The 17,519-nt window shown below is 71.3% G+C and carries 12 protein-coding genes; 5 read left to right on the plus strand and 7 right to left on the minus strand.

Annotated features, from left to right (window positions below; translation table 11 throughout):
- Positions 1-4,359: AMP-binding protein (locus KDM41_06585; protein ID MCB1183081.1), on the plus strand; the 4,359-nt coding region annotated here is incomplete at its 5' end.
- On the opposite strand, the gene KDM41_06590 is transcribed toward KDM41_06585, so the two are convergent.
- The 5 genes from KDM41_06590 to KDM41_06610 form a co-directional block, all read right to left on the minus strand.
- Positions 4,356-5,411, minus strand: coding sequence for a PrsW family intramembrane metalloprotease (locus tag KDM41_06590; GenBank protein MCB1183082.1), 1,056 nt, complete (start codon positions 5,409-5,411; stop codon positions 4,356-4,358). The genes KDM41_06585 and KDM41_06590 overlap by 4 nt on opposite strands.
- Positions 5,398-5,682 (minus strand): STAS domain-containing protein, encoded by a 285-nt coding sequence (locus tag KDM41_06595; protein MCB1183083.1) that lies wholly within the window; start codon positions 5,680-5,682, stop codon positions 5,398-5,400. Before KDM41_06595 ends, KDM41_06590 begins: the two co-directional genes overlap by 14 nt.
- A 57-nt stretch (positions 5,683-5,739) precedes the next feature.
- Positions 5,740-6,195: an Rrf2 family transcriptional regulator gene (locus KDM41_06600; GenBank protein ID MCB1183084.1), complete on the minus strand. Its 456-nt coding sequence runs from the start codon at positions 6,193-6,195 to the stop codon at positions 5,740-5,742.
- Positions 6,196-6,349: 154 nt separating this feature from the next.
- Complete coding sequence (locus KDM41_06605; GenBank protein ID MCB1183085.1) at positions 6,350-6,919, minus strand: hypothetical protein; 570 nt, start codon at positions 6,917-6,919, stop codon at positions 6,350-6,352.
- Between the two features lie 50 nt (positions 6,920-6,969).
- A complete protein-coding gene (locus tag KDM41_06610) occupies positions 6,970-7,914 on the minus strand; it encodes a hypothetical protein (GenBank protein MCB1183086.1) in 945 nt (314 codons plus the stop codon).
- A gap of 187 nt (positions 7,915-8,101) precedes the next feature.
- On the opposite strand from KDM41_06610, the gene KDM41_06615 reads away from it, so the two are divergent.
- The 4 genes from KDM41_06615 (at position 8,102) to KDM41_06630 (ending at position 13,050) form a co-directional block, all read left to right on the plus strand.
- A complete protein-coding gene (locus KDM41_06615; protein MCB1183087.1) occupies positions 8,102-9,427 on the plus strand; it encodes an outer membrane protein transport protein in 1,326 nt (441 codons plus the stop codon).
- Between the two features lie 15 nt (positions 9,428-9,442).
- Positions 9,443-10,921, plus strand: a complete 1,479-nt coding sequence (locus KDM41_06620) for a hypothetical protein (protein ID MCB1183088.1) — start codon at positions 9,443-9,445, stop codon at positions 10,919-10,921.
- A 192-nt stretch (positions 10,922-11,113) separates the two neighbouring features.
- A complete protein-coding gene (locus KDM41_06625) occupies positions 11,114-12,040 on the plus strand; it encodes a rhomboid family intramembrane serine protease (GenBank protein ID MCB1183089.1) in 927 nt (308 codons plus the stop codon).
- 53 nt (positions 12,041-12,093) lie between these two features.
- Positions 12,094-13,050 carry a glycosyltransferase family 2 protein gene (locus KDM41_06630; GenBank protein MCB1183090.1) on the plus strand — a complete coding sequence of 319 codons (957 nt, stop codon included), beginning with the start codon at positions 12,094-12,096 and terminating at the stop codon, positions 13,048-13,050.
- Here KDM41_06630 and KDM41_06635 read toward each other — a convergent pair.
- Both KDM41_06635 and KDM41_06640 read right to left on the minus strand, forming a co-directional pair.
- Complete coding sequence (locus tag KDM41_06635) at positions 13,047-14,594, minus strand: Rne/Rng family ribonuclease (GenBank protein ID MCB1183091.1); 1,548 nt, start codon at positions 14,592-14,594, stop codon at positions 13,047-13,049. The genes KDM41_06630 and KDM41_06635 overlap by 4 nt on opposite strands.
- A 60-nt stretch (positions 14,595-14,654) precedes the next feature.
- On the minus strand, positions 14,655-17,480 hold the full coding sequence (locus tag KDM41_06640) for a TIGR03936 family radical SAM-associated protein (protein MCB1183092.1): 2,826 nt from the start codon (positions 17,478-17,480) through the stop codon (positions 14,655-14,657).
- Between the last annotated feature and the right edge of the window lie 39 nt (positions 17,481-17,519).

Below are 17,519 nucleotides of genomic sequence, written 5' to 3' on the forward strand. Positions count from 1 at the left end.
GACCTCTTCGAGCAGCGCCAGCAGGAGCACCCCACGCGGGTGCTGTTCCAGGAGCTGGCCGACGACGGCGGCGGCCGCTGGGACTACGCGCGCACCTGGCGCCGCGTGCGCGCCATCGCCGCGCTCATGTGGCGCGACGGCCCCCGCCCCGCGCTGGAGCGGGGCGCCGACCGCACGGCCGACGGCCCGCGTGTCGCCCTCTGGACCGACAACGGCATCACCTCGGCCTGCTGCGACCTGGCCTGCCTGACCCACGACCTCTTCGTCACGCCGCTGAACGTGCACTTCGGCGTGGGCGACCTCGTGTGGATCTTCGATCGCCTGCGCGTCACCGTCGCCGTGTGCGACACGCCCGAGCGCCTCGACCGGCTGCTCGAGATCCGCAGCGCGGCGCGCCAGCCGTTCCTCATCTACGCCCTGCACCCGTGCGACCGGGTGGGCACCGCCGACGTGCGCCTGCTGGACGAGGACCTGGCCGACCTGCAGCGCGGCGAGATCGACGCGATCCTGGCCGACCGCCCCCGCCGCACCCTGCGCGAGCCCACGACGGTGATGTTCACCTCGGGCAGCACGGGCCGGCCCAAGGGGGTCGTCTTCAACCAGTTCAACCTCGTCACGAAGCGCTTCGCCCGGGCCGCGGCCCTGCCGGCGGTGGGCCGCGACGAGGTCATGCTGTGCTACCTGCCGCTCTTCCACACCTTCGGTCGCTACCTCGAGATGCTCGGCACCATCTTCTGGGGCGGCACCTATGTCTTCGCCGGCAACCCCTCGGTGGAGACCCTGCTCAGCCAGTTCCAGCAGGTGCGTCCGACGGCCCTGATCAGCGTGCCGCTGCGCTGGATGCAGATCTCCGACCACGCCATCGCGGCCGCGCGCGAGTCGGACGCCGAGACCTCCCAGACGCGCCTGCTGCGCGAGATCGTGGGCGACCGCCTCTACTGGGGCCTGTCGGCGGCGGGCTACCTCGACCCGCGCGTCTTCCGCTTCTTCCACCGCCACGGCGTGGCCCTGTGCAGCGGCTTCGGCATGACCGAGGGCACCGGCGGCCTGACCATGACCCCGCCCGACGACTACGTGGAGGATTCGGTGGGCGTGCCCCTGCCCGGGGTGAAGGTCCGCTTCGGCGACCAGGACGAGCTGCAGATCGCCGGCGTCTACATCGCCCGCTACCTGCCCGAGGAGGCCCCCGGCGGCTGCCTGCGCGTGGACGCGCCCGAGTCGGACGACTTCTGGCTCGCCACCGGCGACGTCTTCCGGCGCACCCGCGGCGACCACCTCGAGATCGTCGACCGCATCAAGGACATCTACAAGAACAACAAGGGCCAGACCATCGCCCCGCGGCAGATCGAGTCGCTCTTCGACCTCGTGCCCGGCATCAGGCGGACCTTCCTCGCCGGCGACGGCCGCAGCTACAACACCCTGCTCATCGTGCCCGACGAGAGCGACGAGGTGCTCCGCTCGCTGACCGACGCCGAGAGCCGGCGCGAGTACTTCGAGCAGATCGTGACCCTGGCCAATCCCGGCCTCGCGGCCTACGAGCGGGTCGTGAACTTCACGATCCTGGACCGCGACTTCAGCGCCGACCACGGCGAACTGACCGCCAAGGGCAGCTACAAGCGCAAGGTCATCGAGAGGAACTTCGCCGAGGAGATCGCCGCCCTCTACCGGACCAACACGCGCACCCTCGAGGTCAACTGCTACCAGGTGACGATCCCGCGCTGGTTCTTCCGCGACCTCGGCGTGCTCGACGACGCCATCGTCGCCACCGAGAACGGCCTGCGCAACCGCGAGGACGGGCGCACGCTGCGGGTCGGCCCGGGGGCCGAGGGCCGCGTGCGCATCGGCGACCTGGAGTACCTGCTGAAGGGCCGCCGCATCGACCTCGGCCTGGTCGCGCGCCAGCCGCTGCTGTGGCTGGGCAACAGCGCCGTGATCGACTTCAGCCCCTGCAAGGCGGGCTGGGACACCGACCTCGGGCCCTTCGGCGAGCAGGTCTTCCTCCCCGCGGCGGCGCGGCGCCAGTACTCCGGCCCGCCCGCCGCCGGCCGCGTCGACCGGCACCTGGTCGAGATCGACGACCTGGTGCGGCGGGCCCTCTTCGGCGACGCCCAGCTGGCCCGCGACTCCCTCGCCGCCCTGAACGAGCTGCTCGGCCGCGTCGGACCGAACCAGGGCGCGGTGATCCGGCGCCGGCTCGAGGCCCTCGCCGGCCACCAGGCGAAGTCGGTGCGCTGCCGCGCCTACCAGATGCTGGTGCTCGACCAGCCGGTGGCCGACTACAACCGCTACCTGCCGGCCTTCATCGAGTCGGGCAAGCCCTTCCTGGACAAGGAGAGCTTCGAGGCCATCGGCCGCGCGGCCATCGAGCCGCGTCGCCTCGAGGCCCTGCGCCAGCGCCTGCATGCCTACCGCACGCAGCTGCAGTGGCCGGCCGAGGAGAAGCGCCGCCGGGTCTTCGAGGACCTCTTCCACCTGCTGGCGGACTTCGGCCGCTTCCATCCCGAGTTCTACGGACCCATCCGCGAGGAGCTGATCAGCTGGCAGCTCCACGTGCAGGATCCGGACCTCGCCCGGGCCGCCGCGCGCCAGATGATCGCCCTGTCGGACTGGCTCGAGCAGGAGCTGCAGCGCGACTTCGACGGCATCGACCCGGCGGCGTGGAAGGGCAAGATCGTCTTCCAGGAGGGGCTCAGCCCCACCGAGATCGGGCGGCTGAAGGAGGTGCTGATCGGCACCACCTTCCTGCGCCAGTCGATCATGCTCGCCTTCGAGGGCGAGGACCTCGCCGTGTCCGACATCGCCCCGGGCGGCATCTTCGTCTCGCGCATCATCTCCCGCTACGAGGACTCGCGCTACCGCGCCAGCGTGAACACCGTCACCGGCAAGCATTTCGACCTGCAGCTGATCATCCGCGAGGACGCCGACACCAAGCTGCTCACCGACACCATCTACTGGTACATCGCCCTGCGCGGCTACCCCTTCGGCACCCCCATGCTGCCCACCTTCGGCTGTTCCCGCCCCGAGCTGGGCGCCCTGTCCATGGCCTACGTGAGCGACCTGACGGTGTGGGAGAAGATCCGCGAGTTCAGCTCGGTGCGCGGGCCGGGCACCCAGCCGCCTTCGCGCATGCGCTGGCACCAGCTGATGGTGCGCGCCATGAGCGTCGTCGTGCGGGGCTGGCGCAACTCCGAGCGGCGCATCATCCCGGGCCTGATCACGCCCAACAACATCATCGTGCCCGAGCCCGACTACCGGCGCGGCGCGGTGCAGAACAACCTCACCGGCTGGAAGCCCTACACCGGGCCTCTCTCCCTGATCCGGCCCCTGTGGCGGAACATGTACCACCACACCATCAGCCACTATCCGTGGGTGAAGGAGTACCTCGAGCGCGAGTGGATCCTCGAGGCCTTCGTCGAAGCCCTCGGCGTGACCGAGGCGCGCGCCTTCTTCGCCGAGCTGCGCGAGGAGATGGACGCCCGCGACGAGGACGAGATGGGTCTCGGCTTCGGGGACGTGCTGCGCGGGTTCGCCGCGCGCCTGGGCCAGGAGTACTACCCGCCCCTGAGCCTGCGCGCCGCCATCCACCGCTACCAGGAATGGGAGATCGCCAACCCCGAGGCCACGCCGCGTGCCCGCCTCGAGTTCCTCGAGGAGCTCTCGCGCCTCTACAAGCTGCACAGCCTGCCCGAGATCGCGCGCTTCACCCTCTTCCGCGACACCTATTTCCGCCAGGCGCCGCCCGAGGTGCACGACGTCTTCGACCGCCTCGTCGAACGCATGTTCCTGCATCCCCAGCGCCGCGCGACGCGCATGGTCGAGCTGTCGGACCTGCAGGCCCTCCTGACCGGCGAGGACGACCGCACCGCCTTCCACCGGCTGGTCTTCCCCCACCGCCAGCGCCACGAGCAGATGGAGGTGCGCTCGATCGGCACGCCCGACCGCGAGCAGGTCATCGTGCGGTCCACCATCACCGACCGCTACGGCCGCGGCTACACCGTGGGCGAGCCGGCGGGACCGGCGGAAGTGGGCCTGCTGTACCGGATCTTCCTGCAGGCGGGCTATCCCCGCACCCTGTCGCGCAGCGATCGCTACTTCGTCATCACCGACGACACCGAGCAGATCGTCGGCGGGCTCGTCTACCGCGCCGGCGACGACGACCAGGTGCTGCTCGACGGGATCGTCGTGCGCGACGCCCTGGCCGAGCGCGGCATCGCCGCCGCGGTGGTGGCGGACTTCTGCACGCGCATGGCCTCGCGCGGCTACAAGTCCGTGCGCACCCACTACTTCCTGCGGCGGTTCTTCGAGAAGCACGGGTTCCGGCGGGATGTGCGGGTCGGCGGGCTGGTGCGGTTCCTCTAGCCGCGGTTCTCCTCGGACACGAAGAACGACTGCCACCGGTCGGCTCCCTGCCAGTGGCAGACGGGGCGCAGCGCCAGCTGCCCGGTGCGCCCGATGCGGTGCTCGAGATGGCGCACCTCGTCGAGCTTGCCCGGCAGGTCCGGATCGGGCCGGGGGCGCAGGCCCTCCGCCCGCAGCAGCAGCGTGCCCTTGGCCCGCAGGGAGAGTTCGACCTGCAGCCGCAGCAGGCACAGCATGTCGGCGACCAGGTCGGCGGGGAAGGTCGTGCGCAACGAGAGCAGGTACTGCCCGAGGGGCGAAGCGTGCACCTGGCCCGAGCGGATCAGCCCGAGCAGTTCGCGGTCCCGGTCGAAACCCTCGCCCAGCCACGCCCGCAGGCGCCGCTCCCCCTGGCGGTACACCCCCAGCAGCAGCAGCGGCATCCCCACCGCGAGCGCGAGGGTCGTCGGCACCGGCGCGCGCATGAGGTGGTTGAAGGCCGCATGCACGACCACCGCCAGGGCCAGACCCGCCGCCGCCGGCAGCAGGCGCCCCGTCCCGGACCGTCCGCGCAGGATGACGGCCAGGATCGCCGTCGTGCCCCCGTGCATCAGGGCGGTGCCCAGGCCGCGGATGGCGAAGACGACCAGGGGCACGTCGCCCAGCAGGTGCAGGTAGTAGACGTTCTCGACCACGGCGAAGCCGGCGCCGGTGGCGAAGCCGAGGATGGCCGCGTCGACCAGGAATCCCACGCGGCCGGCGCGGATCTCCCCCGCCACCCACAGCCCCTTGAGCCCCTCCTCGACGACCGGCGCGACGCCGACGGCGAAGGCCGTGGCCGACAGCGCCGTCACCTCGAGCACCAGGGTGTTGCCCACGTAGGCCACCAGGGCGGCGGCGCCGCCGGCGCCCAGGGCCGCCGCCACTCGCCGGCCCCGCACCAGCCGGAAGCTGTCCAGGCCCACCAGGGCCGCGAGCATCAGCAGCACCGGCAGCAGCGCCAGGGCGACGCGCCAGCCCGGATGCGCGCCCGGCGCCATCAGCACCGGCGGGATCAGGTCATTCCATGTCAAAGATGCCCTCGAATCCGGCGAGCACGAGGACCTCGCGCAGGTGGGGGCTGAGACCGGTCAGGCGCAGGCCGGCGCCGCGATCGCGCAGCCGGCGCTGGGCCGCGACGAGAACGCCGAGGCCGACGCTCGCGATGTAGTCGAGGGCGGAGAAGTCGACCGGCGCCGAGGACTCGACGCGGGTGAAGAAGTCGCGGGCCCGACCGACGCTGGCCGCGTCGAGGCGCCCCTGCAGGTGGATGGTGCCGGCGGCATCGCGGCTGATCTCGAACACGCCCTGTCCTCCCGTTCCGGATGCGGGTCCGCCGTCACGACCCCGCGCCGGCGCGCGTCAGGCGCGCGGAAGGGGCCACAGCTCCTGCAGGTCGTCCCGCGCGGCCTTCTCCGGGCGGAGCAGATCGGCGAGGGTCGTCCGCTGCAGGACTTCGACCACGCGCCGCTCCAGATGCCGCCAGACCGGCCGCAGGCCACAGTCGGTGGTGCGCGTGCAATCGGGCCGGTCGTCGTCGCGGCACGGATAGGCGAAGACCGTCTCGGCCCCCACCGCCCGCAGCACCCGGGCCACGGCGATGGTCTCGGGCCGGTCGGCCAGGACGTAGCCGCCGTTGCGTCCGCGCACCGCCGTGACCACGCCGTCACGCCGCAGCATGCCGAGCAGCTTGGCCACCGTCGGCTCGGGCAGCTCCTCGGCCGCCGCCAGTTCGCCCAGGGTGACCTGGCGGTCCAGGAGGGCCATGCGCATGGTCAGGCGCACGGCCTGTTCTTCGGCCCGGGTCACGCGGAACATGGTCTCGCCTCCCATCCTATCAGCGCCGGGCGGTCCGGCACAAGGCGCGTTCGCCCCCGGCGGGGGCCAATCCTGAATCGAAAGGTCAAGTATGGAGAGGTTACCCCATCGCGGCCCGGGCGGCAACCCGCCGGCTCGCCGCGGGCGCCGGCGGCTAGTCGGGCACCCGGATCTCCTGGGCCAGCGGCTCGTCGTACATGTCGGCGGCCCGGGCGAGGATGTCGGCGTAGGCCTCGGCACGGCCCATGTGCAGGAGCATGGGCTTGAGCTCGTCGTAGCGGAAGGCGTCGTGGATGCGCAGCAGCTGCAGGCGCGCAGCGAGCACGCTGTCCGGCCGGGTGGCGGCGAGAAGGCCGCGGTCGAGGCCGAGGGCGGCCAGGACCAGGTCGATGGTGTCCGCCACGGCGGGCGCGAAGAGGCCCGGATCGTCCCGGGCGGCGACGGCGAAACCGCGGGTCCACCAGCGCGGGTCCGCGGGCGGGAGTTCGGGGGGCGGTGGCAGGGGTTCCAGCGCCCGGGGAGGCGGCGCGACGATCTCGATCTCGGGCGGCGGCAGCAGGGCGAGCCAGCGGGTCGCCGCCCCGTCACGGGCGGCCTCGGGTCGCGCCGCCGGCAGCAGGAACGCCAGCCACGCGCGGGGAATCCCGAAGGCGCCCACCCCGAGCAGGAGGACGGCCAGCGCCACGCACAGCGGCCACTTCCACGGTTCACGACGGTCGCGCATGGCCCCCTCGAACGCCGGCCCGTTGCCGCGGTTCCCGCCGGGCACCGGTCTCAACGGCTCTCGCTGAACTCGAGCCGGCCCGCGGTGATCGATCCGGGATGTCCGGCGAGCACCAGGCCGAGCCCGTCGTCGATGGCCGTGACGCGACCGGCGGCCAGCGGAGCGCACCCCGTGCCGCCGTCGGCCCACACCACCACGTCGCGGCCGATGACCGCCGACCACCGGCGGTAGTCGGCCAGCAACGACGCCGGGCCGTCGGCGTCCAGTGCCGCGAATCGCGTCGCCAGGCCGGACAGCACGCGCGCCAGGCCCACGCCCAGGGACGGCGCCCCGCCCGGCACGGCGGCCAGGGCGGTCGCGGGCAGGGCGGCGCCCGCAGTCACGAGGCGAGGTGCGGCCGCCAGGTTCAGGCCCACGCCCACGAACACGACCCGGATGCGTCCGGCGACGACCCGCACCGCCGTCAGGGTGCCCGCCACCTTGGCGCCGCCCAGCAGCACGTCGTTCACCCATTTGATGCGGGGCTCCGGACCCAGCGGCGCCAGGTCGGCCACGGCCTCGGCCAGGGCCACCGCCGGCCACGCCGGCAGGACCCTGCCGACCGCCGCCGGCAGGTCGCAGGGCCAGGCCCCCGCCAGATGGAGGTTGCCCGGCAGGGTCTGCCAGGGCCGTCCGTGCTGGCCGTGGAAGCCGCTTCCGGCCAGGGCGAGCGCCGCCAGCGGCCGCGTCCCGGTCCCGTGCCTTCCCCAGACTTCCCGCAGGGCGTCGTACTGGGAGGCCGCGGCCGACGCGGCCAGGACCAGGTCGCCCCGCCACGGCGCCGCCGCCGCGGCCAGCGGTCCGGCGACCACCGGCGTCAGCCGGACCAGGCCGAGGGCCGCCGCGGTGTCGGCCGCCGCCGGCGGACCCGCGTCGGGCCCCACCCAGCCGGGCAGCGCGGCGCGCACCACCGACCGGCCGGACACGAGGAGGCGGAGGCTGGTTTCGGGATCCAAGTCATCCTCTTTCATGGTTTTGGCGCGCCGAAAACCGTTTCCCCGGAATCGGTCCCTGTGGTACGGTCGGCCCGACAGCAAGATACCAGTCGCGGGAGCCCGGGTCACCCCCGGTCCGCCCCGGATCGGTCCATTTGCGGGTCCGGCATTCCCCCCGGTCCCACGGAGTTCCTGCAGAGGAGGCGAAATGAAACGGAGAATCTTCACCATCCTGGCCTTGGCCGCCCTGGCGCTCGGCGCCGCCGGCAACGCTTCGGCCACCGGATTCAGCATCTACGAGGCCGGTTCGCGCGCCACGGCTCTCGGCTGTGCGTTCACCGCCACCGCCGACGACGCCTCGGCCATGTTCTACAACGCGGCCGGCCTGAGCTTCATGGAGGGCCAGCGGCTCGACCTGAATGCCATGGTGATCCGGCCGGACTTCAAGTTCTCCGGATGGCTCTCCCAGACCGACTACGCCTCCGGGGCCGACCCCGAGACCGGCCAGGCCGAGAGCAAGTCGTACATCGTGCCCGGCATCGGGTACACGAGCAACAAGGGCGGCGACATCGCCTGGGGCGTGGGCGTGTACGCGCCGTTCGGCCTCGGCGTCGTGTGGGAAGACCCCGAGACCTGGGTCGGCCGCCGCATCAGCCACGACGTGCAGATCGAGACGATCTACGTCACGCCGGGCATCAGCTACAAGGCCACGCCCGAGCTGGCGGTGGCCCTGGGCCTGGACTTCGCCTACCAGAAGCTGGCCCTGAAGAAGTACACCCCCGAGCCGGACTTCGGCCAGAACGCCATCCACACCGAGATCGAGGGGTCGAGCAAGATCAACGTCACGCCCTCGCTGGGCCTCATGTACCGGCCCGACGACAAGCTCTCGATCGGCGCCATGTACCACTTCAAGAAGACCATGAAGTTCGAGGACCAGGACGCCACCCTCGACCCCCTGTCCCCCATGTCGCCCGCGGGTGATCCGCTGCCCTGGGGCCAGAACCTGGTGAACGGCCTGGGCGGCTCGGCCCAGACCGTCGGCACCGAGCTCGAACTGCCCTCGATCCTGTCGCTGGGCCTGAGCTACCGCCTGACGCCCGCGCTGCGCGCCGAGGTCAACTACGTGCGCTTCGGCTGGGGCTCCCTCGAGGGCCTCGACCTCGACTTCACCAACGACAACCTCGACCAGAGCATCCACCTCGGCTACGAGGACAGCTGGCAGATCCGCGCCGGCGTCGAGTACGCCGTCAACGAGCAGTGGGTCCTGATGGGCGGCTACGTGAAGGACAACTCGCCGCAGCCCACCGAGTCGGTCAGCCCGCTGCTGCCCGACAGCGACCGCAACGACTACAGCTTCGGCGTCATGTACCGCGGCGACAAATGGGACGTCAACGCGTCCTACATGGCCGTCATCGGCGACGAGCGCTCGAACATCGAGAACGGGGAGCCGGTGCGCAACACGGCCGACTACCCCATCGGCAACTACTCCGCGCTGGCGAACATCTTCGGCGTCGGCTTCACCTACCACTTCTAGAAGGAGGTGCCCGGAATGCAGAAACGAACCAAGATTCTCCTGATCCTGTCCGTCCTGCCGGCTCTCCTGCTGGCCGGATGCTCCCTCGACGATCCCGCCACGCCGGCCGACCTGAACGGTCCCGGCCTCGAGGACGCCGGCGCGCGCTACGCGGCCATCGGCAACAGCCTGACCGCCGGCTACATGGACGGCGGCCTGATGCAGGCCGGCCAGGCCGGCAGCTACCCGCGCCTCATCGCGCAGCAGCTGGGCCTGGACGACACCTCGTTCACCCAGCCCTGGATCAAGGCCCCCGGCATCGGCGCGGTCAACACGACCACCGGCGAAGTCGACGGCGTGTACTACTTCAACGGGGCCGGTCTGGCCCGTCTGGGCTCGACCCCGGCGCTCGACGTGCAGTCGACCCTGCTGCTGGCCGGCACCCAGCCCGTGGCCTACCACAACCTGGGCGTGCCCGGGGCGCTGCTGACCGACGGCCGCAACGCCTACAGCGCGGCCACGAGCTTCGGCGCCTCGCTGACGCCGCCGAGCCCGAACCCGTTCTTCGACTTCATCAACCGCGCGGCCCTCTTCGGCAACACCGAGGTCACCCTCGCTGCCGGTCCGCCGGCCGTCACGACCCAGTCCACGTCGATGCACTACAAGGCCATCGCCAAGGGCGGGGCCCTGACCACGGTGTGGCTGGGCAACAACGACGTGCTGGGCGCGGCCACGGGCGGCAACCCGACCGCCGCGAACATCACCGATCCGACGGCCTTCGGCGTCGAGTACAACACCATGCTGCAGACCCTCGCGGGCGGCCTGCTCAAGCGCAACGGGTTCCCGGCGACCATCATCACCGCGAACATCCCAAGCGTGACCAGCGCGCCGTTCTTCATCCCGACGGCGACCTTCGAGACCGCCATCGGCGGCGCCTGGCCCTGGGGCTTCGAGGAGAGCAACGTCGACTACGTGCTCTTCCCGACCCTCAGCTGGGTGGCCGACGCCGGCAACCTGGGCTCCCCGATCCCCTCGACCGCGACCCTGACCACCACCGAGGTGACGACGGTCGAGACGGCCATCGCCACCTTCAACGGCATCATCCTCAACGCCACGACGACCCTCGCGGCGACCGAGGCGGTGCCGGGTTCCGGGATTCCCCTGGCACGGGCGGCCATGGTCGACGCCAACGACCTGCTCGCCGGCCTCGCCGCCGCGCAGAAGACCCACTTCCTGCTGCTGGTGGGCGGCGGCATGCCCCCGGCCACGGCCGCGGCCACGACCGCCTTCTCGCTGGACGGCATCCACCCCAACAACGTGGGCTACGGCATCGTCGCCAACGCCTTCATCGCGCAGCTGAACGCCCTCGAGGGCACCAGCGTGCCGGACGTGGACCTGGCCGGCCTGAGCTGGGATCCGACCTACGGCGTGCCCCTGACGGCGCCGACCAAGACCGACCGCCCCTACCGGATGACCCCGGAGGACGCGGCCGGCCTGACGGCCGTCTGGCGCTGACCGCGACCAGCCCCACCAACGGCGAGGGAGCCCTCCGGGGCTCCCTCGTTTTTCGGGGGTCGGGGCTCCAGCCGCCCGCCCTCCGCCCGATAAGGGAGGACCGGCATTTTCCCTGTGCCGACGGGCGGGAAGTGTTCTATCCTGAGGGCAGAGGCAACGGCGTCGGCGCGGCGCCGACGGGAAGGAATTCAGATGCGCACCTACGGTTCACCGGGCGGACGGATGGGATTCGGCGGCGGCATGGGCATCACCCCGGCCGTGAAGCTGCTGCTGATCGCCAACGCGGCGGTCTTCGTCGCGCAGACCCTCCTCGGCGGCGGACTCACCGGCCGGCCCGGACCGCTCACCCAGTGGCTGGCCTTCATTCCCCAGAGCGCCATCTTCGGCCTCGAGGTGTGGCGCTTCTTCACGTACATGTTCCTGCACGGCGGCCTCTTCCACATCGGGTTCAACATGTTCGCCCTGTGGATGTTCGGCACCCAGATCGAGGCCCGCTGGGGCCAGCGCACCTTCCTCGTCTACTACATCGTGTGCGGCCTGGGCGGCGCCGTCACCTACGGCCTGTTCAACCTGGCCGGGATGGACGCCTTCATCCCCATGGTCGGGGCCTCCGGCGCCATCTACGGCATCCTGCTGGCCTACGGCCTGACCTTTCCCGACGCCGTGATCCTCGTGGGCCTGCTGTTCCCCATGAAGGCCAAGTACGCGGTGCTCCTCTTCGGGCTCATCGAACTGATGAGCACGGCCTCGGGCAGCTCCGGCGGCGTGGCCCACCTGGCCCACCTCGGCGGCATGCTCACGGGCTTCATCTTCCTGCGGCTGACCGTGCCGAGCATGGCCGCGGGGTCGCGGCGCTCCGGCGGTGGCGGCGGCTTCGCCGACATCGGCGGCGCCTGGAGGCGCTGGCAGACCAGGCGGCGCATGCGCGTGGTCCGGCCGGACGAGCGGTCCGGCGGCGCGCCGGGCAACGGCCGCAGCGGCGCCGACAACGGCGGCTTCCACACCCACGGCGGGCAGCGGGCCGAGATCGACGCCATCCTCGACAAGATCTCCCGCGAGGGCCTGCAGAGCCTGACCGAGGAGGAGCAGGAGATCCTGCGCCGGGCCGGTCGCAAGTAGGCGCCGGCCATTCAGGACTCGACGCCGACGCGCCCCGACGCGACAATCCCCCCATGGACCTGAGCATCGTCATCGTCAGCTGGAACACCCGCGAACTGCTGCGCGGGTGCCTGGCGTCCCTGCCGGCGGCCACCGCGGGCCTCGCGTGCGAGGTGCTGGTCGTCGACAACGCCTCGGCCGACGGCAGCGCGGCCATGGTGCGCGACGCCTTCCCGGACGCGATCCTGATCGAGTCGGGCGCCAACCTCGGCTTCAGCCGCGGCAACAACCTGGCCCTGCCCCGGGCCGCGGGCGATTACGTCCTCCTGCTCAATCCCGACACCGTCTGTCCCCCGGACAGCCTGTCCCGCCTGGTGGCCTTCGCCCGCGGCGTGCCGCGCCTCGCCGTGGTCGGGCCGCGCCTGGTCGACGCCGCCGGCCGGCCCACCATCTCCGGCGGCTGGTTTCCCCGCGCCCGGCACCATTGGCTCGGCGCCCTCGATCCGCGGCGCCTGCTCTTCCGGGGTGCCCTGGCCGATCGCATCGTCTTTGCACCCCGGCCCGACGAGCCGTCCCATCCGGTGGAGTACGTCATGGGCGCCTGCTTCCTGATGCCGCGGGCGGCGCTCGACGCGGTCGGCCCCCTGGACGAGGGCTTCTTCATGTACTTCGAGGAGACGGACTGGTGCTGGCGGGCGCGCGCCCTGGGCCTGGCGGCCTGGTTCTGCGGCGAGGTGGAGGTGGCCCATCTCGAGGGACAGGCCGCGGCCGCGGCCGGATCGTTCGGCCTCAACCAGTTCCAGGTGAGCTACCGGCGCTTCGTGCGCAAGAACTACGGGCCGGGTCGGGTCTGGCAGTTCCGGCTGGCCCAGTTCGCGGAGTTCAGCGTCAAGTCGCTGCTGCGGCGGCTGGTGCCGGGTGAGGAAAACCGGGCCCTGTCCGCCGCCTACGCGGCCAGGGCCCGGTTGCAACTGCGGAACGAGATCACGGCCGAGCCGCCCGGCGGCCCGACCCTTCCCGCCGGCGGCTAGCGGCGCCCGCCGCTGCGCGCCTTCTTCTCGAACTCGGCGATCAGGTCCTTGCCCGAATCGAGGCTCACGATGCGGAACTCCTCGATGTGCAGGGCCGCGTCGTCGAGCACGTTCAGCTCGATGTCGAAGGTCCGGCACAGCTCGCGGAACTGCTCCGGGCGCTCCTCGAGCAGGTACAGCGCCAGCACGGGGTTGGCCTGGATCTGCAGCCGGCTCTCGCGGGTGACGATGGCGATCCGGTGCACGAGCCGCTCGATGCGGTTGCTCATGGTCTCCATCGAGAGCACCTTGCCGGTGCCGGTGCAGTAGGGGCAGTCGTCCGAAAGCTGGCTCAGCAGCGACGGCCGCACGCGCTGCCGGCTCATCTCGACCAGGCCCAGGCCCGAGACCTGGAAGACCTTGTGCCGGGCACGGTCGCGCTTCAGGTGGGTCTTCAGCTCGTTGAAGACCTTCTTCTTGTTCGCCTCGCTCTCCATATCGATGAAGTCGATGACGATGATGCCGCCGAAGTCGCGCAGGCGCAGCTGCCGGGCCACCTCGCGGGCGGCCAGCATGTTGGTCTGGAGGATCGTCTCCTCCTGGTTGCGCCGCCCGGTGAAGCGGCCGGTGTTCACGTCGATGGAGACCAGGGCCTCGGTGGGCTCGATGATCAGGTAGCCGCCCTTCTTCATCCAGACCCGCTTGTCGAGGGTCTTCTTGATCTCGGGCTCGATCTCGAAGTGGTCGAAGATGGGCAGGTCGCCCTTGTAGATCTCGATGCGGTTCTTCAGCTCGGGCGCGAACGTCGTCACGTAGGTGCGCAGGCGCTCGAAGTCGTCCCGGTCGTCGATGATGAGCCGGGCCGTGTCCTCCTTGAAGATGTCGCGGATCAGGGCCACGACCATCCCCACGTCCTCGTGCACGAGCGCCGGCGCGGCGGCCTCCCGCCCGCCGGTGCTGATCTTCTCGAGCAGCTCGCTCAGGTAGGTGACGTCCTGCTTCACCGCGTCCTCGGTCATGGCCGTGGCCGCGGTCCGGATGATGAAAGCGCCCTCTTCGGGGCGGTACTTGTTGAGCAGCGATTTGAGGCGGGCCCGCTCGCGGCGGTCGTCGATCTTGCGCGAGACCCCCACGTGGCGGCCCTTGGGCATCATGACCAGGTAGCGCCCGGGCAGGCTGATGTCCGCCGTCAGGCGCGGCCCCTTGGAGCTGATGGGCTCCTTGGTGACCTGCACGAGGATCTCGTCGCCCACCTTGAGCACCGTGCCGATGTCCGGCACGTGGCGCTGGCGGCGGCGGCCGCGCCCCCCGGCGGGGGCCTCCTCCTCCTCGCTGTCGTCGTGGTCGAGATCCGACGCGTGCAGGAAGCCCGCGCGCTCGAGCCCGATGTCGACGAAGGCGGCCTGCAGGCCCGGTTTGACCGAAGTGACTTTTCCCTTGTAGACGTTGCCGACGATCCGTTTGGCGTCGGCCCCCTCCACGAGCAGTTCCACCAGTTCGCCGTCCTCGAGCATGGCGATGCGGATCTCGTGCGGGGACGAGTTGATGACGATTTCTTTTCGCATAAAAGGTCCAGCGTGCGCGACGGCGGAGCGGGCGACGTGCGTGGGCCGCCGGTAGCAGCCCTAGGCGCTCATGTGCCGGCCGAGCCAGTAACGCAGGCTGGATTCACCTACTTCCTCGAGGGGCGACAACCAGCGCCCATCGGTGTGACGGCCCGAGTATCCCGTGCGGGTGACGGCGCAATGGCCCGGGACGGGCAGCGCCTCCCCCAGCAGGGTGGCCAGGAAATCGTGAACGGGCAGCATCGCCCCGGTCGCGCTCCGCAGGAGGGAGAAACGCAGGCCGCAGCCGTAGCCGTCCGTGGCTCCGGTGATCAGCCCGAGGCCGCCGGCAGGCACCAGCGTCCGGGCGTCGATCTCGATATCCCCCTTGGGACGCTTCCGGATCACGGGCCAGGTTGCACTGGCCAGGAAGCCGTCCACGGCAGCGGCGACCGTTTCCGTCGCGGGACCGCCCTCGCACTCACCGGGAATGAGCACCCGGTAGTCGAAGCGGGACACGTTCTGGTCGATGGACGGGGGAGTCTGTCCGCCGACGATCACGCTTCGTTTGAATCCCAGTCCCGCGGGCAGGGTCCGGTTGATCTCCTCGATCCAACCGGGCACCTGATGCTCCATGGCGATGTCGAGACATTCACGCAGACCGACAACGCCCACCGGCAGCGGGGGGCCGAACTTCAGGAGCGGATGGGGATGATAGCCCTTGCTGTACGCCGCAGGCAAGCCTGAACGTCGCAGGGCCAGATGCAATTGACGCTGGAAATCGAGGTGCCCGAGGAAGGCCATGTCCCCCGCCTTCTCGTACTCGACCCGGTACCAGCACTTGGCGGCGGCCTGGTTGCGCCAGATGCGCCATTTCGGCTCCTCACGCCCGGGGGCCCCCTCCTCGGCGTTGCGGGCGTCGAAGGCCGGAGACTCGGGGGCCGCGGGCCGTGCCCGCAGCGGCGTCGGGGGCCGGGGATCGTCGCGGAGGGCCACGGCGCCGCGGCCGTGGCTCGGAATCGCGGGGCCCCGCCGGGCCGGCTGGTCACCCAGGGCCTCGAGCTTGGCGAAGACGTGGAGCAGGTCGCCCGAGCACGAGGTGCAGTCGTAGCACGCCCCCTCCAGGCGGCAGTCCGGCAGGGTGCGCTCGGCCACGGCCCGACGCCAGTCGCGCTTGAGGAAGTCCTTCTCCACACCGGCGTCGACCGTGTCCCAGGGCAGCGGGGCGTCCGGGTCGCGGGGCGCCAGGTAGGCGTCGCCATCGACCCCGGTGGCCGCCAGGGCCCGTTCCCAGACCGCGAAGTCGAAGGTCTCGCTCCAGGCGTCGAAGCGGGCGCCCAGGCGCCAGGCCGTCTCGACGACCGGGCTCAGGCCCCCGTCGCCCAGGCCCAGCATCCCCTCGAGGTACGAGGTCTCCGGCTCGCGCGTGCTCACCTTGACCTTCATGCGGCGCAGGGGCCGCGAGAGGTAGTTGTTGCGCCGGTTGATCTCGTCGCGCGAGATCTGGCCCGCCCACTGGAAGGGCGTGTGGGACTTGGGCGAGAACGGAGAGAGCGACACGTGCACCTGGCTGCCGCCGCGCGGGGCCTCGGCCACCACCTTGCCCACCAGGGAGAGCAGCTCGTCGAGGTCGTCGTTGGTCTCGGTCGGCAGGCCGATCATGAAGTACAGCTTCACGTGCTTGACACCGCCGGCGAAGGCCTGGCGCGCCGTGGAGACGATGTCGTCCTCGGTGATGTTCTTGTTGATGACGTCGCGCAGGCGCTGGCTGCCCGCCTCCGGGGCGAAGGTGAAGCTGCCCGGGCGCTCCTGGCTGATGACCTCGTAGAGGCCCGCGTCCACCGAGTCGACCCGCAGGCTCGGCAGGGCCACGTTGGTGTGCTGGCCGTCGAGCTTGTCCTTGATGCCGACGACGGTCTCGCCGAGACCCGTGTAGTCGCTGGTCGACAGGCTCAGCAGGCTGACCTCGCTCAGCCCCGCGTCGGCGATGCCCTCGGCGGCGGCCTTGACCAGCTCCGCCGCGTCGCGCTCGCGCACCGGACGGGTGATCATCCCCGCCTGGCAGAAGCGGCAGCCGCGGACGCAGCCCCGCATGACCTCCAGGGCCAGGCGGTCGTGCACCGGTTCCACCGTCGGCACGATCGGACGGGGCGGCGCGAAGGTGTTCAGGTCCTGCAGCACCCGCGCGCGCACCGGCGCGGGCACCGCCGGATGCCAGGCGCCCTCGATGCCGTGCAGGGCCCGGACGATCTCCGCGCGCGAGGCCCCTTCCCGCTTCAGGCGGGTGATGATCGCCACCGCGTCGAGCACCGACTCCTCGCCGTCGCCCAGCAGGACCAGGTCGAGGAAGGGATGCACGACCGTCGGGTTCAGCACGCACGAACCGCCGGCCACGAAGATCGGATCGCCCTCGCCGCGATCGGCCGCCCGCAGGGGCGAGCCGGCGAGGTCGATCATCGTCAGCATGTTGGTGTAGGACAGCTCGTAGCCCAGGCTGAAGCCGACCAGGTCGAACTGCCGCGCCGGGCGCCGCGAGGCCAGGCCGTAGAGGGGCAGCCGCTCGCCGCGCATGGCTGCCTCCATGTCGGGCCAGGGCGCGTAGGCGAAGTCGGCGAAGCCGCCCTCGCGATCGCGGATGAGCTGGTACAGGATCCGCAGCCCCTGGTGGGACATACCCACCTCGTAGGCGTCGGGGAAGGTCAGCAGGATGTTGGCCCCGGCCGGGTCCCAGCCCTCGCCGGTGGTGCCGAACTCGCCGCCGATGTAGCGGGCGGCGTTCTGGACCAGCGGCAGCACGCGCCGGGTCAGGGCCCGGCTCAGCTGCGCCGGGTCGTCATAGAGCGGGTCCGGACGCCAATCCGGAAACGCGTTTCCGGTGGCCTCCGGGCCCTTGTCACGCATGATCACGATGTTCCTCGTCACTTCTCCCCCGCCGTGGCGCGCCCC

This window comes from bacterium, assembly GCA_020440705.1.
GTDB lineage: Bacteria > Krumholzibacteriota > Krumholzibacteriia > LZORAL124-64-63 > LZORAL124-64-63 > JAGRNP01.